The sequence below is a fragment of the Streptomyces cyaneofuscatus genome, from assembly GCF_000718135.1.
In the GTDB taxonomy this organism is placed as follows: Bacteria; Actinomycetota; Actinomycetes; order Streptomycetales; family Streptomycetaceae; genus Streptomyces; species Streptomyces cyaneofuscatus.
On record NZ_JOEM01000007.1, the window covers coordinates 21,826 to 37,544 of the forward strand.

At 69.0% G+C, this 15,719-nt stretch carries 19 protein-coding genes; 14 read left to right on the plus strand and 5 right to left on the minus strand.

Going from position 1 to position 15,719, the window contains the following annotated elements; translation table 11 throughout:
- Positions 1–72: 72 nt before the first annotated feature.
- The 3 genes from IF17_RS0112640 to IF17_RS01000000136360 all read left to right on the plus strand — a co-directional run bounded on the left by IF17_RS0112640 (position 73) and on the right by IF17_RS01000000136360 (position 2,202).
- Positions 73–624 carry a YciI family protein gene (locus tag IF17_RS0112640; protein WP_030565203.1) on the plus strand — a complete coding sequence of 184 codons (552 nt, stop codon included), beginning with the start codon at positions 73–75 and terminating at the stop codon, positions 622–624.
- Positions 625–967: 343 nt separating this feature from the next.
- A complete protein-coding gene (locus IF17_RS0112645) occupies positions 968–1,267 on the plus strand; it encodes a transposase (RefSeq protein ID WP_030565205.1) in 300 nt (99 codons plus the stop codon).
- On the plus strand, positions 1,264–2,202 hold the full coding sequence (locus tag IF17_RS01000000136360; RefSeq protein WP_157851147.1) for an IS3 family transposase: 939 nt from the start codon (positions 1,264–1,266) through the stop codon (positions 2,200–2,202). Before IF17_RS0112645 ends, IF17_RS01000000136360 begins: the two co-directional genes overlap by 4 nt.
- On the opposite strand, the gene IF17_RS0112655 is transcribed toward IF17_RS01000000136360, so the two are convergent.
- On the minus strand, positions 2,162–2,419 hold the full coding sequence (locus IF17_RS0112655) for a hypothetical protein (RefSeq protein WP_030565207.1): 258 nt from the start codon (positions 2,417–2,419) through the stop codon (positions 2,162–2,164). The genes IF17_RS01000000136360 and IF17_RS0112655 overlap by 41 nt on opposite strands.
- A 251-nt stretch (positions 2,420–2,670) precedes the next feature.
- Between IF17_RS0112655 and IF17_RS0112660 the strand changes: the two genes are divergently transcribed.
- Positions 2,671–2,994, plus strand: coding sequence for a hypothetical protein (locus IF17_RS0112660; RefSeq protein WP_030565209.1), 324 nt, complete (start codon positions 2,671–2,673; stop codon positions 2,992–2,994).
- A gap of 1,274 nt (positions 2,995–4,268) precedes the next feature.
- Here the strand turns inward: IF17_RS0112660 and IF17_RS1000000139740 are convergent.
- Positions 4,269–4,661 carry a DinB/UmuC family translesion DNA polymerase gene (locus IF17_RS1000000139740; RefSeq protein ID WP_244890486.1) on the minus strand — a complete coding sequence of 131 codons (393 nt, stop codon included), beginning with the start codon at positions 4,659–4,661 and terminating at the stop codon, positions 4,269–4,271.
- Complete coding sequence (locus IF17_RS1000000139745) at positions 4,547–5,263, minus strand: Y-family DNA polymerase (protein WP_244890493.1); 717 nt, start codon at positions 5,261–5,263, stop codon at positions 4,547–4,549. Before IF17_RS1000000139745 ends, IF17_RS1000000139740 begins: the two co-directional genes overlap by 115 nt.
- Before the next feature lie 391 nt (positions 5,264–5,654).
- On the opposite strand from IF17_RS1000000139745, the gene IF17_RS0112675 reads away from it, so the two are divergent.
- The 8 genes from IF17_RS0112675 (at position 5,655) to IF17_RS0112710 (ending at position 12,214) form a co-directional block, all read left to right on the plus strand.
- Positions 5,655–6,155: a hypothetical protein gene (locus tag IF17_RS0112675; protein WP_157851149.1), complete on the plus strand. Its 501-nt coding sequence runs from the start codon at positions 5,655–5,657 to the stop codon at positions 6,153–6,155.
- 96 nt (positions 6,156–6,251) lie between these two features.
- On the plus strand, positions 6,252–6,566 hold the full coding sequence (locus tag IF17_RS0112680; protein WP_051883975.1) for a hypothetical protein: 315 nt from the start codon (positions 6,252–6,254) through the stop codon (positions 6,564–6,566).
- 220 nt (positions 6,567–6,786) lie between these two features.
- A complete protein-coding gene (locus IF17_RS1000000137115; RefSeq protein WP_051883976.1) occupies positions 6,787–7,137 on the plus strand; it encodes a hypothetical protein in 351 nt (116 codons plus the stop codon).
- Positions 7,138–7,417: 280 nt separating this feature from the next.
- A complete protein-coding gene (locus IF17_RS0112690; RefSeq protein WP_272932862.1) occupies positions 7,418–7,999 on the plus strand; it encodes an ATP-dependent DNA ligase in 582 nt (193 codons plus the stop codon).
- Between the two features lie 263 nt (positions 8,000–8,262).
- On the plus strand, positions 8,263–8,733 hold the full coding sequence (locus tag IF17_RS0112695; RefSeq protein ID WP_030565218.1) for a hypothetical protein: 471 nt from the start codon (positions 8,263–8,265) through the stop codon (positions 8,731–8,733).
- Between the two features lie 252 nt (positions 8,734–8,985).
- Complete coding sequence (locus tag IF17_RS0112700; protein ID WP_157851150.1) at positions 8,986–9,285, plus strand: hypothetical protein; 300 nt, start codon at positions 8,986–8,988, stop codon at positions 9,283–9,285.
- 137 nt (positions 9,286–9,422) lie between these two features.
- Entirely contained in the window at positions 9,423–9,731 is a 309-nt protein-coding gene (locus IF17_RS0112705) for a hypothetical protein (protein ID WP_157851151.1), read from the plus strand.
- 689 nt (positions 9,732–10,420) lie between these two features.
- Complete coding sequence (locus IF17_RS0112710; protein WP_030565224.1) at positions 10,421–12,214, plus strand: acyl-CoA dehydrogenase family protein; 1,794 nt, start codon at positions 10,421–10,423, stop codon at positions 12,212–12,214.
- A gap of 64 nt (positions 12,215–12,278) precedes the next feature.
- On the opposite strand, the gene IF17_RS01000000136370 is transcribed toward IF17_RS0112710, so the two are convergent.
- Together IF17_RS01000000136370 and IF17_RS0112720 are read right to left on the minus strand one after the other, a co-directional pair.
- Positions 12,279–12,749 (minus strand): hypothetical protein, encoded by a 471-nt coding sequence (locus tag IF17_RS01000000136370; protein ID WP_244890468.1) that lies wholly within the window; start codon positions 12,747–12,749, stop codon positions 12,279–12,281.
- A 164-nt stretch (positions 12,750–12,913) separates the two neighbouring features.
- Positions 12,914–13,681, minus strand: a complete 768-nt coding sequence (locus tag IF17_RS0112720) for an MmyB family transcriptional regulator (protein ID WP_030565226.1) — start codon at positions 13,679–13,681, stop codon at positions 12,914–12,916.
- Positions 13,682–13,816: 135 nt separating this feature from the next.
- Between IF17_RS0112720 and IF17_RS01000000136375 the strand changes: the two genes are divergently transcribed.
- The gene (locus IF17_RS01000000136375) at positions 13,817–14,674 is read left to right on the plus strand and encodes a PP2C family protein-serine/threonine phosphatase (protein ID WP_342342160.1); all 858 of its coding nucleotides are present in this window, start codon (positions 13,817–13,819) and stop codon (positions 14,672–14,674) included.
- Positions 14,675–15,388: 714 nt separating this feature from the next.
- Entirely contained in the window at positions 15,389–15,655 is a 267-nt protein-coding gene (locus IF17_RS1000000140355) for an SDR family NAD(P)-dependent oxidoreductase (RefSeq protein WP_032771887.1), read from the plus strand.
- The last annotated feature ends 64 nt before the right edge of the window (positions 15,656–15,719 follow it).

Sequence of the window (15,719 nt, forward strand, 5' to 3'; positions counted from 1 at the left end):
TGAGTCCGCCGAGCGATCATCGCGCTGAAACCCCCCTCGCAATCGGCACCTCTTCAAGGGGACACTGCGGCCATGGAGTTCCTCTGTTTTCACCGCGACCGCACCGGCTCCCTGCCGCTGCGTTACGAACTGAACGAAGCGCACTTGTCCTACATGGACGGATACGCGAAGGAGATGATCGCCCGGGGTCCGACCTTCGCGGACGACGGTGACACTCTTACCGGCAGCGTGCACATGCTCGACCTGCCCGATCCCGATACTGCCCGCGCGTTCGCCTTCGACGAGCCGAACTACCAGGCCGGCGCCTATCGGGACGTGCTGTTGCGACGGTGGCGCAACACCTTGGGGCGCACCATGTGGGACTACCCCGGCGGCCGGGCCGGAGGCAACCGGTACCTGGTGCTCGGCCTCGGCACAGGGCAGGCCGCCGACCTCGCGCTGCCGCCCGAACAGAACGAGCTGATCGCCTACGGACCGCTGCTGTCCGACGATGACGCCCTCTGGCTGGGCACGGCGGCGTTGATCCAGGCGCCGGACCCTGACACCGCACGCACCATCCTCACCCAGGACCTGTACGCCGACATCGAGGTGCACAACTGGGAGTTTGGAGGGCGGCCGTCATGAACGAGGGCGCACACCGATGCCATCACCATGGCATCACACTCTGTAGACGCAATGGCCGCTAGCGAGGAGTTGAAGGTCGATGCCATGATTCCGGGATGACCACCGTCTCTCTCGTCTTTCAGTAGCTCACCTCGCCAAACGAAGCCACACCACAACTTCGGCGAGCTCTTACCGAGTGCTGGATCGAGGTCACCAACGTCGGCGGCGCGGTAGGTTTCCCCTTCCCACCCGTCGATACGGCCACCGTGACTCCGGCCCTGGATCGCATCATCGACCTGAACCTTCCCCTTGATCGTGGACACCTGGAGACTGGGACCTGAGGTTCCAGAGGAAGTAGCACCAGGTGGGAAGCGAGTACACGAAGCGGTACACCGCGGAGTTCAAGAGGGACGCCATTGCGCTCGTCGACTCCACGGGCAAGACGGTCACCGCCGTCGCCCGGGAACTCGGCATCAGCTCCGAGTCCCTGCGCGGCTGGTACCGCCAGGCCAAGGCCGACCGTGGTGAGGGCGCCCCGGGAGAACTCACGACCGCCGAGCGCGAGGAGCTCAAGTGCCTGCGTCGGCAGAACGCCGAGCAGGCCAAGACGATCGAGGTTCTGCGAAAAGCCGCGGTCTTCTTCGCGAAGGAGAGCGATCGGTGAACGAGACGTATGCGTTCATCGAGGCGGAGAAGACCACCCACGGCGTCGCTTTCCTCTGCCGCCTGCTCAAGGTGGCCCGTTCCTCGTTCTATGCCTGGCTCGCCGAGGCAAAGCCCCGGGCCGCCCGCCGGGCCGCCGACCAGGCCCTGGTGCACGAGATCACCGTGATCCACGTCGGCTCGCGCCAGACCTATGGCGTACCGCGCGTCCATGCCGAACTGCGCTGTCTGGAACGGGCGGTGAACTGCAAGCGGGTCGCCCGTCTCATGCGCGAGCACGGCATCCAGGGCCTGACCCGCCGCAAGCGCCGTTCGCTGACACGAGCGGACAAGAAGGCCAGGCCGGCCCCGGACCTGATCGGCCGCGAATTCCACGCCGAAACGCCCGGCACGAAACTGGTCGGCGACATCACCGCCCTGCCCACCGGCGAGGGCTGGCTCTACCTCGCCTGCTGGCTCGACCTGGCCACCCGCGAGGTCGTCGGCTACTCGATGGCCGATCACCACCGCGCCGATCTCGTCATCGATGCACTGGACATGGCCCACGGCCGCGGTGGACTGCAACCCGGCTGCGTGATCCACAGCGACCGCGGCAGCGAATACACTTCGACCCGATTCCATTACCGAATAAGGGAGTTGGAACTCCGCCAGAGCTGCGGACGCACCGGGTCCTGCTTCGACAACGCCGCCGCGGAGAGTTTCTGTGTCCTGCTCAAAGAAGAGATCGGCACCCGCGTCTGGCCTGACCGGGCCACCGCCCGTGCCGACGTCTTCGATTTCATCGAGACGTTCTACAACCGGCGCCGACTGCGCAGACACAGGTCTTCGGCTACCTCACCCCGACCGAGACCCGCCAACGGCACACCCTCGCGGCATAACCATCGAGTGTCCAAGATCACGGGGAAGCTTCAATCAGCCAGCCCACCGGGTCCGTGATCGGACCGCCCAGCCGCATCTGGTTGTCCAGGCGCCGGGCGAGCCGGTCGGCGAGGAGTTGCGGCGCGTTGGCGGGACCGGCGAACCCGACGACCCGGGCCAGCTCGGTACGGACCTTGGCCTCCACCAGACACCGGGCACCCCGGCTCTCCAGGCGCGCCCAGACCAGCTTGACCGGGGCCAGAACGGCCCGCAGATCCAGCGACGGCAGAGCCACCCCTCCCCTGCTGCTGCCTGCCCTGACCTTCGTCCTCCAGGCCCCGCACGCTGCCACCGGCCACCGGCTCGCGGCTATCCTTCCCGCCTTCGACGACCGGGAGCTTCATCAGCTGTTCCCCGCGCAGCGGGCCACCCTCACCGTCGACCAGCGTCAGCCGGGCAGCGGCATCGCCGTCCACGGCCTGGTCCTCGCGACTCCTGGACACCGAGACCGCTCCCGACGTTCCGGACGCCCCCTACCCGGGGCTGGTGACCCTGGGGGCTACGGAGAACGGTGACCTGCTCCTCGCCGACCTCCTGCACACCGGGACGCTGCTCCTCGAAGGCACCGCCGACGACGTTCTCGCCGTCGGCCGGGCGATGGCCCTGGAAGCCGGGACGTGCGGGTGGACCGACCACACCGAGATCATGACGGTCAGCCTCGGCACCCGCCTGGCCACCCTGCTGCCCCGGGGCCGGGTCCGGCCCATGCCCCACGTCTCCGCCGTCGTCGCCGACCTCGGCGCGCTCCTCCTGGAAGTCACCAGCAGCCCGACGACTCGGGCGCACCGGAGCCGCTGCCGTGGATCCTGATCTGCGCAGGTGATGTGGATACCGAGCAGGCATGTCAGCTCGCCGACGCCGTCTCCGCCGCCCTCACGAACGCCCTGTGTCTCCTGCGGGGCAAGCCGTTCGAGAGCCGGGACTTCGCGTGGGCCGACGCCGTGCAGCAGGAGATGATCTCCCGCATCGTCGACCGCCCACACTCTCGCCGTCCGGCACACCGAAGGCGACCAGCCCGACCTGGACGCCGCCCGCCGCGCAGCGCTACGCGGACTGGAGATCGACGAGACCTCCGAGGTCCTCTACCGGGACTGGATGAACATCGAGTGGGGCGCCGGGAACACCGCCGGAGTCCGCAAGGCCATCGCCCGCCTCCAGCAGATCGCCCGCACGTACGACATCTCCCTCGAACCCGTCACCGAACAGCTCATCGACCTGGCGTTGTCCGACAGGGCTGCACCTGCCAGGCGCACACGACACGGCACAGGATCGAGCCCGCAGGCACTCAGACGAGCAGCGTCGCGGAGGTCGGCTCTCAACTTCTGTGGCGGATGCATCTCCCTTGCCCGGGAGTTACACCGATTGTCTTGCTTCCCGCGCCTGCAGAGATGGCCACGCCGAGGGATTGTTCCCCTGCAGGGATGAAGTTTCTCTGATCCCGGCCGAGTCGGGTGCGAGTGCGATTAGATTCGGCAGCGCGACGTAGTACCGACGATGTCTCCCACTTCCCTACCGGGCCGCGGCCGGCAGGGAGATCCGGGCCGGGAAGGCCCAACCTTCCGTCCCTCGGAAGAACGGAGAAGCATCATCAGTACCTACGAACCGCCGGACAGCTTCAGCCGCTGGACCCTTTACATCGCGATGATGGAGCTGTCACTGCATCTCGCACAGGTCCTCAACGGCCAGTAGCCACCCGGCGGCCGCACCTTGTGAGGCGTGCCAATCCAGGCACGCCTCACCCCTTTGCCCCGTCGAGGCGTGTCCATCGACTTACGCTGACGTGGCCAGTGCCCAATGTAGCCATGGATGGCCCAGAAATCATGCCAACCACTTTTACTTCCCACCTGGGTGGTGAATGTTGCTCGCATCATTTCGACCGCCACCCCGCGCAATGCTCTCGGGCAATGTGAGCAATGTTGAACTGCAATGTGCAGTCAGCTCGATTGCCGACCGGAGCCACACAGACTCCTCAGAGCCTCGCAAGGCACCGGTCAGGCTGCGGTTCGCGAGACCACGGTGCCGTGCGAGAACCGTCGACCAGCATGCCCTGGCGACGGGTGCCCGACGGGTCAAACGGCTCGTCCTTACGCGGCGGCGGGGCCGACGGTTCCGGCGCCGAAGCGGCGGTTGAGTGCGTCGATCGCGCTCTCGGTGCGGAGCTGGTCGTCGCGGTGGGGGTCGAGGGAGAGCTGTTCGGGTGTGCGGGCGGCGTCCTGGAGTTGTTCGCAGCGGGCGGTGACGGCGCGGATCCGGGCGCGCTGGAAGCCGCAGTCGGCGAGGATCTGGCGGAGGTCGTCGGTGTGTGCGGAGGGCCCGCCGTCCAGGCGTCGGGAGCGGATGACCTGGCCCCGGCCGGCCAGGGTCACGGTGAGGGTGACGGTCCGGGCGGTCTGGTGGCGGTTGCGGAGCCGGTCGCCGAGCTCGACGGCGAGGGCGAGCAGGGCGGCGCGGACGGTGGCGGGGTCGAGGGTGTCGATGGGGAAGCGGCGCCGGGCGCTCGCGCTGTAGGGGAGGTCGGTGGGGACGACGGCCCGGCGGTCGATGCCCCGGGCGGTTCGTGGATCAGTCGTCCGGTCCGGCCGCCAAGGATGCGCTGCACGGTCGGCTCCGGGAGCGCGGCGAGGATGCCGACGGAGTGGACACCGAACGTGGTCAGGGTGCGGGCCTGGGCGGGGCCGATGCCGTACAGCTCTGCCACCGGTCGCGGATACAGGAACGCTTCCGTCTCCGCGCGGGCGGCGCCGACGGTGCGGATGCCGCCGGGGCCGGTCTCGTTCGATGCCATCGCGGCGAGCGCCCAGGTCGAAGCGACGCCGATCTTCACGTCCAGGCCGTAGCGGGCGAGCGCCCGGGTCCGGATCATCCGGGCCAGGGCGGAAGGGTCCCGGCCGAAGTACCGCAGGCTGCCCGACACGTCCGCGACCAGAGCCGACGGAGGGAGCGCCTGCACCACGGGGGTGACCTCGGCGACCAGGCCCAGCAGGAGGCGGTACACCTGCGGGTCCACATCGGCCGGGCAGCGCACGTGCAAAATCCGCAGCGCACTGTCGGGCAACGTCGCATCGTGCTGTCCGGGCATCGGGGGCACCTCCACCCCCCACATTACCGAACACATATTCGAACACGCATCTGCGGCCGGCTCCTACCTGAAACGGACCGGGACCGGTGTGACTGAGCGCCGTAGTTGGCCAATGAGCGTTCTACCTGGCCGATGCGAGCGCCGAAGTTGGCCGCGGAGCGCATCTGTCACAGGCTGCCCATAGGCTCCAAACAAGATCGTCGGGAGACAGGACCGTGAGGGCCGGATGAGCTGGTGGGGCAGAAAGTTGGAGGATCGGGAGCGGTGGGCGCTCGATCCTTTGGTGGGGCTGGGACCGTTGCGGTTCGGGATGGACTCCGACGAGGTAGACGCGGCTCTGAGCGGGGCGAGGGACGGTCACTCGCAGGTCGCAGCGGACGGAGGATCCTGGGTGCGCTACCAGGACATCGGAGTGACCGGTATCTACGGCCCGGAGATGATCCTGGTCGGCGTCGCGATCGATGCCATGGAAGGCCCGCTGGTCCGGTTCCGAGAGGTCGAGCTGATCGCCAGGGTGCCGTCCCAGGCCCGCGCGGAGATCGGACACCTCGCCCGCCGCGAGGATGCCACAGTGCGGGTGAACTGGAGCGGTGATCCCGAAATCGCGGCGTGGGGGGTGTCCATGGGCACCGCGCTGGAGTACGGGATCTCCTCCAATGGGCACAACCCGGAGCGGAAGGACAGGATGATCACCTCTGCCCTGTTCGTCAGCGCCGAGCTCGCCGAATCGCCCTACGAAACCGGGCCGGTCCTGCATTGGTGCGACGTCCGAGAGCGGGAGAAGAACAGCGGCTCCTGGCCGGTCAAGACCGACCAGGAGCGCTCGCACTGGGCCTGGTCTCCGCTGAAGGCGGTCGGTCCGCTGCGGTTCGGGATGACCCGCGGCAGGTAGCAGACGCACTGGGCGGCGAGGTCCCGGCCGGCCGGCGGGGACACTTTCCGTACTGGTGGTGGGGCAGGGGAGCAGCCGGGCAATGGACGCTGACCGATGACAGGTTCGAAACAGACCGGGGTGACCGCGCACTACTGGTATCCGGAGGGGCTCCCAGTGCTGGGAGCAGTGACGGTCCACGGCCGGACCGGACCGCAGATTGCCCACGCCGGGATCCCTCTCATCGGGGCAACGCCCTCCCGTCTCGACGAGGCCATGTCTCAGCACATCAAGAATCACGACCTAGGTCTGCTCTTCACTCCCAGCGGCAGTCCCATTCCCCCCGGGCTCCAATGCGACATCAACACCACTCGGGCCGGGGACACCGCGATCAGCGAGGTCACCTTCGCCTCGGCTGACTGGGAGCTCTGACCGACACGCCAGCCCGCACCTCCGCCTCCCGTCCCGCGGTGTGCGCGTAGTTGGCCAGGCAGGCCAACTACTACGCTCAGTCACAACCGGGGGTTGTGAGCCGACCACCCGGCCGAGCCATGTGGAGCACGCCACAGAAGAACTTCTGGGTTCGTTGTCGGATCGAGCCCGCGCCACCTCTGAGAGGAGAAGGATTTCCCACCGACGTAAGGAGGCGGCCATGGCCACCGAGGACCGGACGCCCAGCCACTACATGGTCGAGGACGAGGATTCCGTCGGCATGGACCTCGCGGAGCGAATCAACCAGTTCAACTGGGATCCGGACAGCGCAGGAGCGGTCATGGCCCTGTTCCCGGTCGACTGGACCCTCGGCTACCGGCCCTCAGCGCCGCTCACCCTCCAGGCCGCCGCCGCCCTCCACGCCGCCCTCCACACCCCCGACGAGCTGACCGAGATGGGGATGCGCACCGCCCGCCACCTCACCCGCACCAACGCCGCCACCCAGCACCGCGCCTCCGTCGTCCTCGAACTCACCGGCGCCACGGAGGACGACTGCCCCTTCCTGAGGTGAGTGAAGGACGAGCGCGACCCCTCGCCTCCTCGGACTCACCTCTTAAGAGGTGAGTCCGAGGAGGAGGCCCACCGTCGGCGACAGGCCGACGACCGGGGCCATACCCCTCCGATGCCGACCTCGGTACGCGCAGCAGTTGCCCAGCCCCCCTTTGGCAGGATGGCGCCGACGCCTCGGTCTTCTTCTCCGTCGTCGGCTGACTCGGACCCGGCCTTCGTAGGCGCCCCGTACGAGAAATCGCGCGGGCGCGGCGTCGCCTCGCGTGGTCACCGGCGGCACGGTGGAGAGGTGGAGCTCCCCGTCCCCCTGGCCCTGGCCCCGTAGCGCCCCCCGTCTCCCGGCGGGCCAGTGGTATGAGCCTAAGTACGACGGTCACCGTATGATTGTGTGGCGTCGCGAGGACGGCGTACGGCTGCTCTCCCGCTCGGGCCGGGAGGTCACGGGCCACTGGCGTTACCTGGCCGAGGCGGGGGAAGCGCTGCCGGCGCCGACGGTGCTGGACGGCGAGACGGTGGTGTGGCGCCACGGGCGCTTGGACTTCGGGGCCGTGCAGTCCCGCGCCGCGTCCTCCCCGCGGGCCAGAATCACCGACCCGGCCTCCTACATCGCCTTCGACGGCCTTCAGCACCCGGTCCACGGCGACGTCCGCTCCCGCCCGTACACCGCCCGCAGGGCACTGCTGATCACCCTGCTGAAGGACATAGGCCCCCGGACCCAGGCGACCATGGCCAGCGACGACATCGAGGTCGCCCGCCGCTGGTACGAGGACCTCGTCGCGGTCGGGGTGGAAGGAATCGTCGCCAAGCCGGACCGCGCCTACCCGGCCGGGTACGGCTGGTGTGTTGACTGCACCACTCGGTGAAGCCGTGTGGCTTTGTCGCCGAGAGCCAGAAACGTTCGTTGGTCAACGCTGGAGACACTCCGTCAGCGACGGGAGGCATGGTGCTGAGTTCTGGGAACGCGCCGGCACTCGATTCCGGCCGTCTCGCGTGCAGGTCGGCTCGGGACAAGTGATCATGGCTGCCAGAGCAGGTCCGGGAGCGCCGCAGGCGTAGCGCCGCCGTGCGCCTTGCTGTCCGCTGACCTCACCACGGAAACCGACTGCCCGAGAGGACCCGCTGCCTGATGTCCATATGGCCTTCGATCGTTGCCGTACTCGGCACCCTCGCTGGTGCCCTGACCGCCGGACTCCTCCAGCACCGTTTGGCACGCACTGCACGCGCTGAGGAGCGCACCGAAAGCCACCGCCAGGACCAACTCGGCGCCGTCACCGACTTCGCGGCCGCCTTGGACGCGCACCGCTCGGCGATGTTCCATCGGGAACGTCTGGCCCTGACCGAGGCAGGCACCGAGCACCAGCTGGAGGCCCAGACGAGGTCCCACGACACCCGGGCGGCTATCACCGCGCCCCACATCCGCCTTCAGGTCCTGGTGCCCGCGCTGGCCGGCCCCGCCCAGCAGGCTGCAGATGCCACGTACGCGCTGCGCAAGGTCATCGACCGGACCGAGCTGGACGCCCGGCGGCATGCGGCCAAGAGAGCATCCGTCGCCTTCATCGCCGCAGCCGCCACGCTGCTGGCCCCCAACCGTCGCTGATCGAGGGCGACCCGATGCCCGAGTCCTGGCCGTCCGGCCGTGCCCGTCCCATACGCCCTGCAACCAGTGCGCTCCCGTGTCGGGCGGCATTCCTATTTCTCGCCGACATGTGGACGCCGGTGATCGGGAAGCGTTCCTGGAAGCCGCGGACAACCATTCTTGGAGATGACCTACGCAGCCAGCCGTGCAAGCCGCGTATCTGAGTAGCCGTACTCTGACGGACTGCTGGTCACCTGCCAGAGCATGGCGAACATGGCATTCCTTGTGGACCTGGGGTTGGTCGGCTTCTGGTTCGTGGAAGGCCTCAAGCAGTGGGCCGCCAAGGGGCAGTCGGTGTCTGATCCGACGGGCCGGCAGGTGCTGGTGCTGAGCACGGGCTCGGCATGTACGGCAGCGATTGCCTACGGCTTGTCCTGGGCTGATCTGCCAATAGCCTGCACGGCCCAGGCGGTCATGACCGCCCTGCTGGCGTTGCTGCTACTCCTGGTCGCAGGCAGCGCGTGCGGCAAGCGAATCCGGCGAGAGAGACTGCGGCGGCGTCTTCGGCGGTAGCGGCTGCGCTGGCACGAGTCCCAGCACGAAGGCAGCACGTCTGCGTCGGCCCGCCGACGCAAGCGGCGGCAGTGATCTCATCCTGCGAATCTGGCCCGTCGGCACTCCGATTTGCGCACCGAGCGTCCGCTCTCCCAGTGGTGTGGTTAAGGACCAAGGTCCGCCACGCGGACACCGCTGACGCCGCGGTGCTCGGCTTCACCGGCCCGCGTGCCCGTTCCCGCCACCTGGCCCTGTCGCTCGACGGAGGGCCTGCCCGGCTCTCCACCCAGCTCCCCTCTGCCCTCGCCGCACACCTCGGGAAGGCCCTCGCCGGAGCGCAGGACAACGGCCCCGCCGTGGCGCACGGCGGCGAGCTGTACACCGGACTGGAGACCAACCTCGTGGTCGAGGTGCTGGCGGGATCCGGGCGCCACGGCGTGCTCACCATCGTCCGCGCCCGGTGAGCACTCTCCCGGCACGGGCCGCCGCACACGTAGAAGGGAAGCGGTGACGCGCCCGGTGCTGGCCTCGCTCGCTGATCGCAGGGTGCGGCGGAGCCCGCCATGGCGGGCTCCGTTAGCGTCATGGCATGACGACCGAGAGCGGCACCCGGGACCTGACTGCCATCTGCGCGGCTGCGGACAGCGGCTACATCCTGCACGTGGTACGCGCCGGCCACAGTGAGCCACTCGCCGAGAAGGACCTCTCGCACTGGCCAGACTGGCCGACCTTCCCGTTCGACGCCGCACACGCCGCAGGGGCCGAACTCATCATGCTCGGCTACATGATCTGGCCCGACAGCATCACTTCCGACTCGCGCTCCTCGGATGGCGGCCGGTGCCAGAGGGCCAGGCGTGGTCGGCGCAGGTCGCAACGCTCGACCAGCTGCACGAGGCGGGAATCTGATCGCGGCGGGCAGAACTCCGAAAGCAGTCGAAAGGCAGCCCACCCGGCGGTGCCCCCTCTAAGGTCACAAGACGCCGTTCTGCGGGGACCGGAACGGCCTCCTCGCGCGTTCCGGTCCTGTGGTCCAACAGACCGCCGAGCAGGTGAAAGTGAGTGGCGGTGCGGGCACCTACCGTGTTTTTGCCCTGCTCAATCGTGGTGATCCTCACGCCGTCAGACGTGATCGATCAGGCTAGTTTTCTCCGGTGTGACTGACTCTCAGATTCCGGATTCCGTGTCCGTCTGTTCTGTCCCCGTTTCCGCCGCTCTCGCCGACGTCCTGTTCGACGGTCAGCTGGAAGCTACGCACGACCGGTGGAGGAGCTTGTTCAGCTCCGCCCCGTTCCAGTTCCAGGAGGGACTGACCCACCGGGAGCGAATACGCCTGAGCTACGACCGACTGCGGATCGTCAACGAGGCCGTCGAGGCTCCGCAGGCGCTCGCGGCCGATCCGGTCGAGCTGACCGCGATCCACGAGTGGGCCGGAGCGGTCGACCCGGGCATGGCCACCATCGTCTCCATCCACTACAACCTCTTCTTCGGGAGCCTGGCCGACCACGAGGCGGCCGGGCGGGACCTGGGCGAGTACGTCCGTGGGGACCGTATCGGGACGTTCCTGTGCACCGAGGTGGCCCACGGCAATGACGCCGCCCAGATGGAGACCACCGCGACGTACGACCCGGCGGCCCGGGAGTTCGTGCTGAACACCCCGCACCCCGCCGCGGCGAAGTTCATGCCCAACACCGGCCCGGCCGGCGGGGCGAAGGGCGCCGTCGTCGCGGCCCGCCTCATCGTCGAGGGCGCCGACCACGGCGTCTTCCTCTTCCTGGTGCCGCTCAGCGACCGCGACGGCAGCCCCCTGCCGGGTATCGGCGTGCGGCCTCTTCCCCAGACGACCAGCAGCCCCGTCGATCACTGCGCCACCACCTTCGACAACGTTCGCCTGCCGCACGCCGCGCTCCTCCAGGGCGACCACGGCCGCCTCACCCCGCAGGGGGAGTTCACCAGCGGCCTCGGCAGCTCCCGCCGCCGGTTCCTGGAGTCCATCGGCCGGGTAACCATGGGCAAGCTCTGCATGACCGCCCACGGGCTCGGCGTCATGCGACACGCGCTCGACGTCGCCATGCGCTACGCCCACACCCGTCACACCTCCGGCATGACGAAGGGCCAGCGGGTGCCCCTGATCGCCCACCGCGGGCACCACACGCCCCTGCTCGACGCCGTGGCGACGACCTACGCCGCCACGCTGCTCCAGCGCTCGGTGGTACGGCAGTGGGGCCGGGCCGGCGGGGAGGAGCGCGAGGCGTACGAGCGGCTGACGGCGATCACCAAGGCCTGGATCACCTGGCAGTCGCGGGCAGTCATGTCCGAGTGCCGCGAGCGCTGTGGCGCGCAGGGCCTGATCCAGGCGAACGGGATCGCGCTCCAGCTCGCCTCCATCGAGGGCACGATCACGGCCGAGGGCGACAACACGGTGATCATGCAGAAGGCCGGGGGCGAGATGCTGCTAGGCGGCGTCGACCTCAAACCCGAGAGCGAGATCGCGGCCGAGGACCGGGAGCTGACCGACCCCCAGTTCCTCCAGGACCTCCTGGCCGACATCGAGCGCATCTCCCACACCCGCGCGAAGGCCCGCCTCAGGAAGCGCGCCACCTCCCCCCTGGCCCGCTGGAACTCCACGGTGACGCCCGCGGTGGCCCTGGCCGACGCTCACGTGCACCGGCTCGCCGCCGAGGCCCTGCTGACCGCCGCCGCCCAGGTGCCCTCCGGACTCCCGGCGGATCTGCTGCGCGCTCTGCACGCCCTGTTCGCCCTGCGCCGGATCGCCGCGCACAGCGGGGACCTGCTGGCACGGGGGAGGGTGACCGCCGATCAGGTCGAGAGCCTGCCCGACGCCGTTGAGGAGGTCCTCGGCACCTTGGAGCCGCACGCGCTCACCCTGACCGGGGCGTTCGGTATATCCGAGGAGATTCTGGCGACGCACCCGATGCTCGGCGCCTGACCAGCGCCGTGAAGGGGGGAATCGGCTCCCGGCCGCCGAGCGGGGCGGCGGCCGGAGTGACGGGTCAGAGGTACAGGGACCGGTGCATCGTGTACATGAACCATTCGCCGGTGCTCAGGGCGAAACAGAACTTGTCGCGGTAGGCCACGTACTCGGCGTGCTGCCCACCATCGAGGGAGATTTCCCGCTGCGGTCCGGCTGGTGCCGCTTGTTCCAGGGCCGCGAGCAGGGCGGGGGGTGCCGGTATCTGCAACGCCCGCAGGACCCGGCGGAAGTTGTCGACCAGGTCCCGCTCCCGTGGTTCCCTGATCTCTTGAAGCGCGCCGGCCAGCGGCCCACCCAGGTCGTTCTCGGCCCCTTCAAGCAGGGCGAGGCACGCCGTCAGGTCGCTGATGCTCTCGACGCTCACCTCCACCGTGAACAGGCTGATCAGCTGCTCACCCTTGGGGCTGTGGAGGCGGTAGCCCTCCGACTCCCAGCGGGGCTTGGCGAGCTCGAATGCGGTCGGCGTGTGCCAGCTCAGGAACTTCGGCATCGCGGCCTGGATGCTGCCCCAGCCCTCGTAAGCCCGGCGGATCGTCTCGGCCTAGTCCATCAGCAGGTAATCGAGGTGGAGGTAGTATAGGGAGTGCAGGAGGGGTTCCTCCATCTCCAGGAACCGCGTCATGAACACCGGGTCCTCCGGTATCAGGATGTCCATCACAGCTCCTCAGCGTCGGGTTCGAAAATGAGTGTCAGGATGCTCGCGCCGGTGGTCCGGGAGGTGAGCAGGTGCGCGGTCCCGCTGCCGAGCGCCGGGTGGCGCAGTGGCAGGGACGCGCCGTCGAGCCCTCTGCCGGTCTCCTCGACCGTCCGCAGCCGGGCGTCGTCGGCGACCTCGGACAGGAGGCTCAGAGCCGCGCTGTCCCGCTGCGCGCGGTGGCACATCAGCTTGACCTCGGTTAGCAGGCGCGGGGCCCATGCCTGCGCCCAGTACAGCAGCAGCTCCTCCGCGTCGGGGCTGAACAGCGCCCAGCGCCACAGGTTGGCCGGCGGCCCGCCTTCGGGGAACAGCGCCGCGAAGGCCGCGTTGGCCACCACCCGGCGCCCGTCGGGAGTGATCGCGCACGCGATCTCGCGCTGACCGCCGATCAGGCGGCCCAGGTGCGGCGAGGGCACTGCGGGAGGCAGCACCGGCTCGGTCCGGAACAGCTCCAGGTGCCCGATGGCGGTGTCCTCGTGGCTGAAGCCGAGCAGCTGCGCCAGACGCAGGTAGAGGTCCGGCGAGGGACGCAACCGGCCCGCGCGGATCTTCTGGTACGTGCCCGCGCACCCCTGGAGCGCGGTGTCGACGTCGACCTGCCGGACCCGCTCGGATCCGCGCCCGCCCCGGCCGAAGGGGAGCGACCAGGGTTCGAGCCCGAGCTCCCGCCGGGTCCGCCGCCTCCGGTAGCGCTCCATCAGCCGCTGGTACTCGCGCTCCGGCACCGCTCGCTCTCCCCCTCCGCAACAGCCCGCCCCCCCGAACCAGTCACAGTGTTTGGCCCGAGGAACGCACAACAACGGGGGAAGTGCGTTGCGTATTCGCAAGCCCCCACGCCGCTGTCCAAGGCGTTGCGCGGCGTGTCCTCCGCCCTCGCCGGACCCAAGACGTATGCCGGACCGGCCGACAGCGCAGTTGCAGTGGCGCAGCGGAAGCTGTTCGCCGTCACCGGCATCGAGACGGCGGCCATCGCCCCGGTAAAGGGGCCGAGCGAGGTCCTGGGCGCCATCACTCTCGGGCGCACGGCTGCCGAGGAGCCGTTCATGCCGGCCGACCTGGACCTGCTGGAGAACATCGGCCGACGCATCGGCATCGCCCTGGAGAACGCCCGCCACTACCAGCGCCAACGCCAGGTCGCCGCGACCATGCAGCGCTACCTGCTGCCCCAGCTTCCGCAATTGACCGGCGTGGAGATGACGGCACGGTACATTCCCGCCCCGGACGCCTCCCACGTCGGTGGCGACTGGTACGACGCCTTCCCTCTCCCCAACGGGGACACCGCACTGGTCGTCGGAGACGTCGTCGGGCACGACCTGGAAGCCGCTGCCGGTATGGCCCAGCTCCGCAACATGCTGCGCGCCTACACCTGGGCCCAGGACGGCCCGCCGCACCACACCGTCCAGCGCCTGGACCAGGCCATGGGCCACATCACCGACGTCTCCATGGCCACCCTGGTCCTCGCGAGGCTGGAGACCGCCCCATCCGGCGGCAGGGCCCTGAACTGGACTAACGCGGGCCACCCACCTCCCCTGCTGCTCGACCCCGCCGGCAGGACACGCTTCCTCGGCGACAGCAAAGGGATCCTCCTCGGCACCTGCGGCACTCGGCCGCGGCCCCAAGGCCACGTCCACCTGCACCCCGGCACGACGATCCTGTTCTACACCGACGTCCTCATCGAGTCCCGCCGCCAACCCATGGACGCGGGCCTGCAACGCTGAAGAACGACGCCGCCGACCTGCGCCATCGACAACTCGACGACCTGGTCGACCACTTGCTCGTACACTCACGACCTGCCGACAACGACGACGACGTCGCCGTGCTCGCCATCCGCATCCCGACGAACCCATGATCCACTGATCGGGCCCTCAGCACCGCACCATAGCGCTCGAGAGCCAGCCGGAGCCCCCAGCAGGAGCTACCTTTCCCACAGTGGAGGTACGGGACTCCCGCAGGTCTTGGTGTCACGCAGGACCAGGCGCCTCTCCTGCCTCGGTCCCTTTCAAAGCTGACAGGCGCTGTGCGCGAACGCGTCTCCCATGACCATGCGCTCGTGCTCGGCCAGGAGAGGGGCAGGGCCTTCGCAACCGCTTCGACCGACGTGTCGCGAGTATTGGCGTGTGGTCGGGCGCGCAGCCCGGGCCCGTCGCCGCACTGCGCCGATGCGTCGCATCCGGGGCGATCGGGACGTCTGCTCGGCTCTGTGTTGCCTCCACCACCTCCTGCCCGCCGCTGCGAGCGCTGAGGCCGCAACGCACGGGGCTGGTGGTCAGCGAGGGGTTCGCCACGATGGTCATATCCACCATGTGCGGGTATTCATTCCTGACATGACGAGATTGTCGCCCCAGCCGGAACCACCAGGCTCTGGTCGGCGACCGGCGATCTGGTGAGCCTCCGAGCAGGCGCCCATCCGCGCATACACCTGGAGAACCGCCATGACTGACCGCAAGCGGATCCTCAGCGGTCGCACAGCCGTCGTGACCGGTGGCGCCCGCGGACTCGGCAAGGCCATCGCCAAGGAACTGGCTGCCCGCGGCGTCAACGTGGCCCTGCTCGGCCTGGAAGGGGGCGCCCTCGGATCGCTGCGGAGGGATGACCTGGCCACCGGGGCCAGAGCCGTTCGCATGCCTTACATCGACCAGAGGAAAAGCGTGGCGAACGAGCTGAAGTACGGGGACAAGGTCCACCTGCAGAACGGCTAGAACAGCTAGGCGGGCGGCTACCTGGACACCAACGGCCACAGCAGCGACAGCAGGGCGAAGTACG

Bases quoted from the DNA above. Each gene is read 5' to 3' on its own strand.
- IF17_RS0112640 (WP_030565203.1), top strand. From the start codon at position 73: ATGGAGTTCCTCTGTTTTCACCGCGACCGCACCGGCTCCCTGCCGCTG.
- IF17_RS1000000139745 (WP_244890493.1), bottom strand. From the start codon at position 5,263: ATGCCCGGACAGCACGATGCGACGTTGCCCGACAGTGCGCTGCGGATT.
- IF17_RS0112680 (WP_051883975.1), top strand. From the start codon at position 6,252: ATGACAGGTTCGAAACAGACCGGGGTGACCGCGCACTACTGGTATCCG.
- IF17_RS1000000137115 (WP_051883976.1), top strand. From the start codon at position 6,787: ATGGCCACCGAGGACCGGACGCCCAGCCACTACATGGTCGAGGACGAG.
- IF17_RS0112695 (WP_030565218.1), top strand. From the start codon at position 8,263: ATGTCCATATGGCCTTCGATCGTTGCCGTACTCGGCACCCTCGCTGGT.
- IF17_RS0112700 (WP_157851150.1), top strand. From the start codon at position 8,986: ATGGCATTCCTTGTGGACCTGGGGTTGGTCGGCTTCTGGTTCGTGGAA.
- IF17_RS01000000136370 (WP_244890468.1), bottom strand. From the start codon at position 12,749: ATGCCGAAGTTCCTGAGCTGGCACACGCCGACCGCATTCGAGCTCGCC.
- IF17_RS1000000140355 (WP_032771887.1), top strand. From the start codon at position 15,389: ATGACTGACCGCAAGCGGATCCTCAGCGGTCGCACAGCCGTCGTGACC.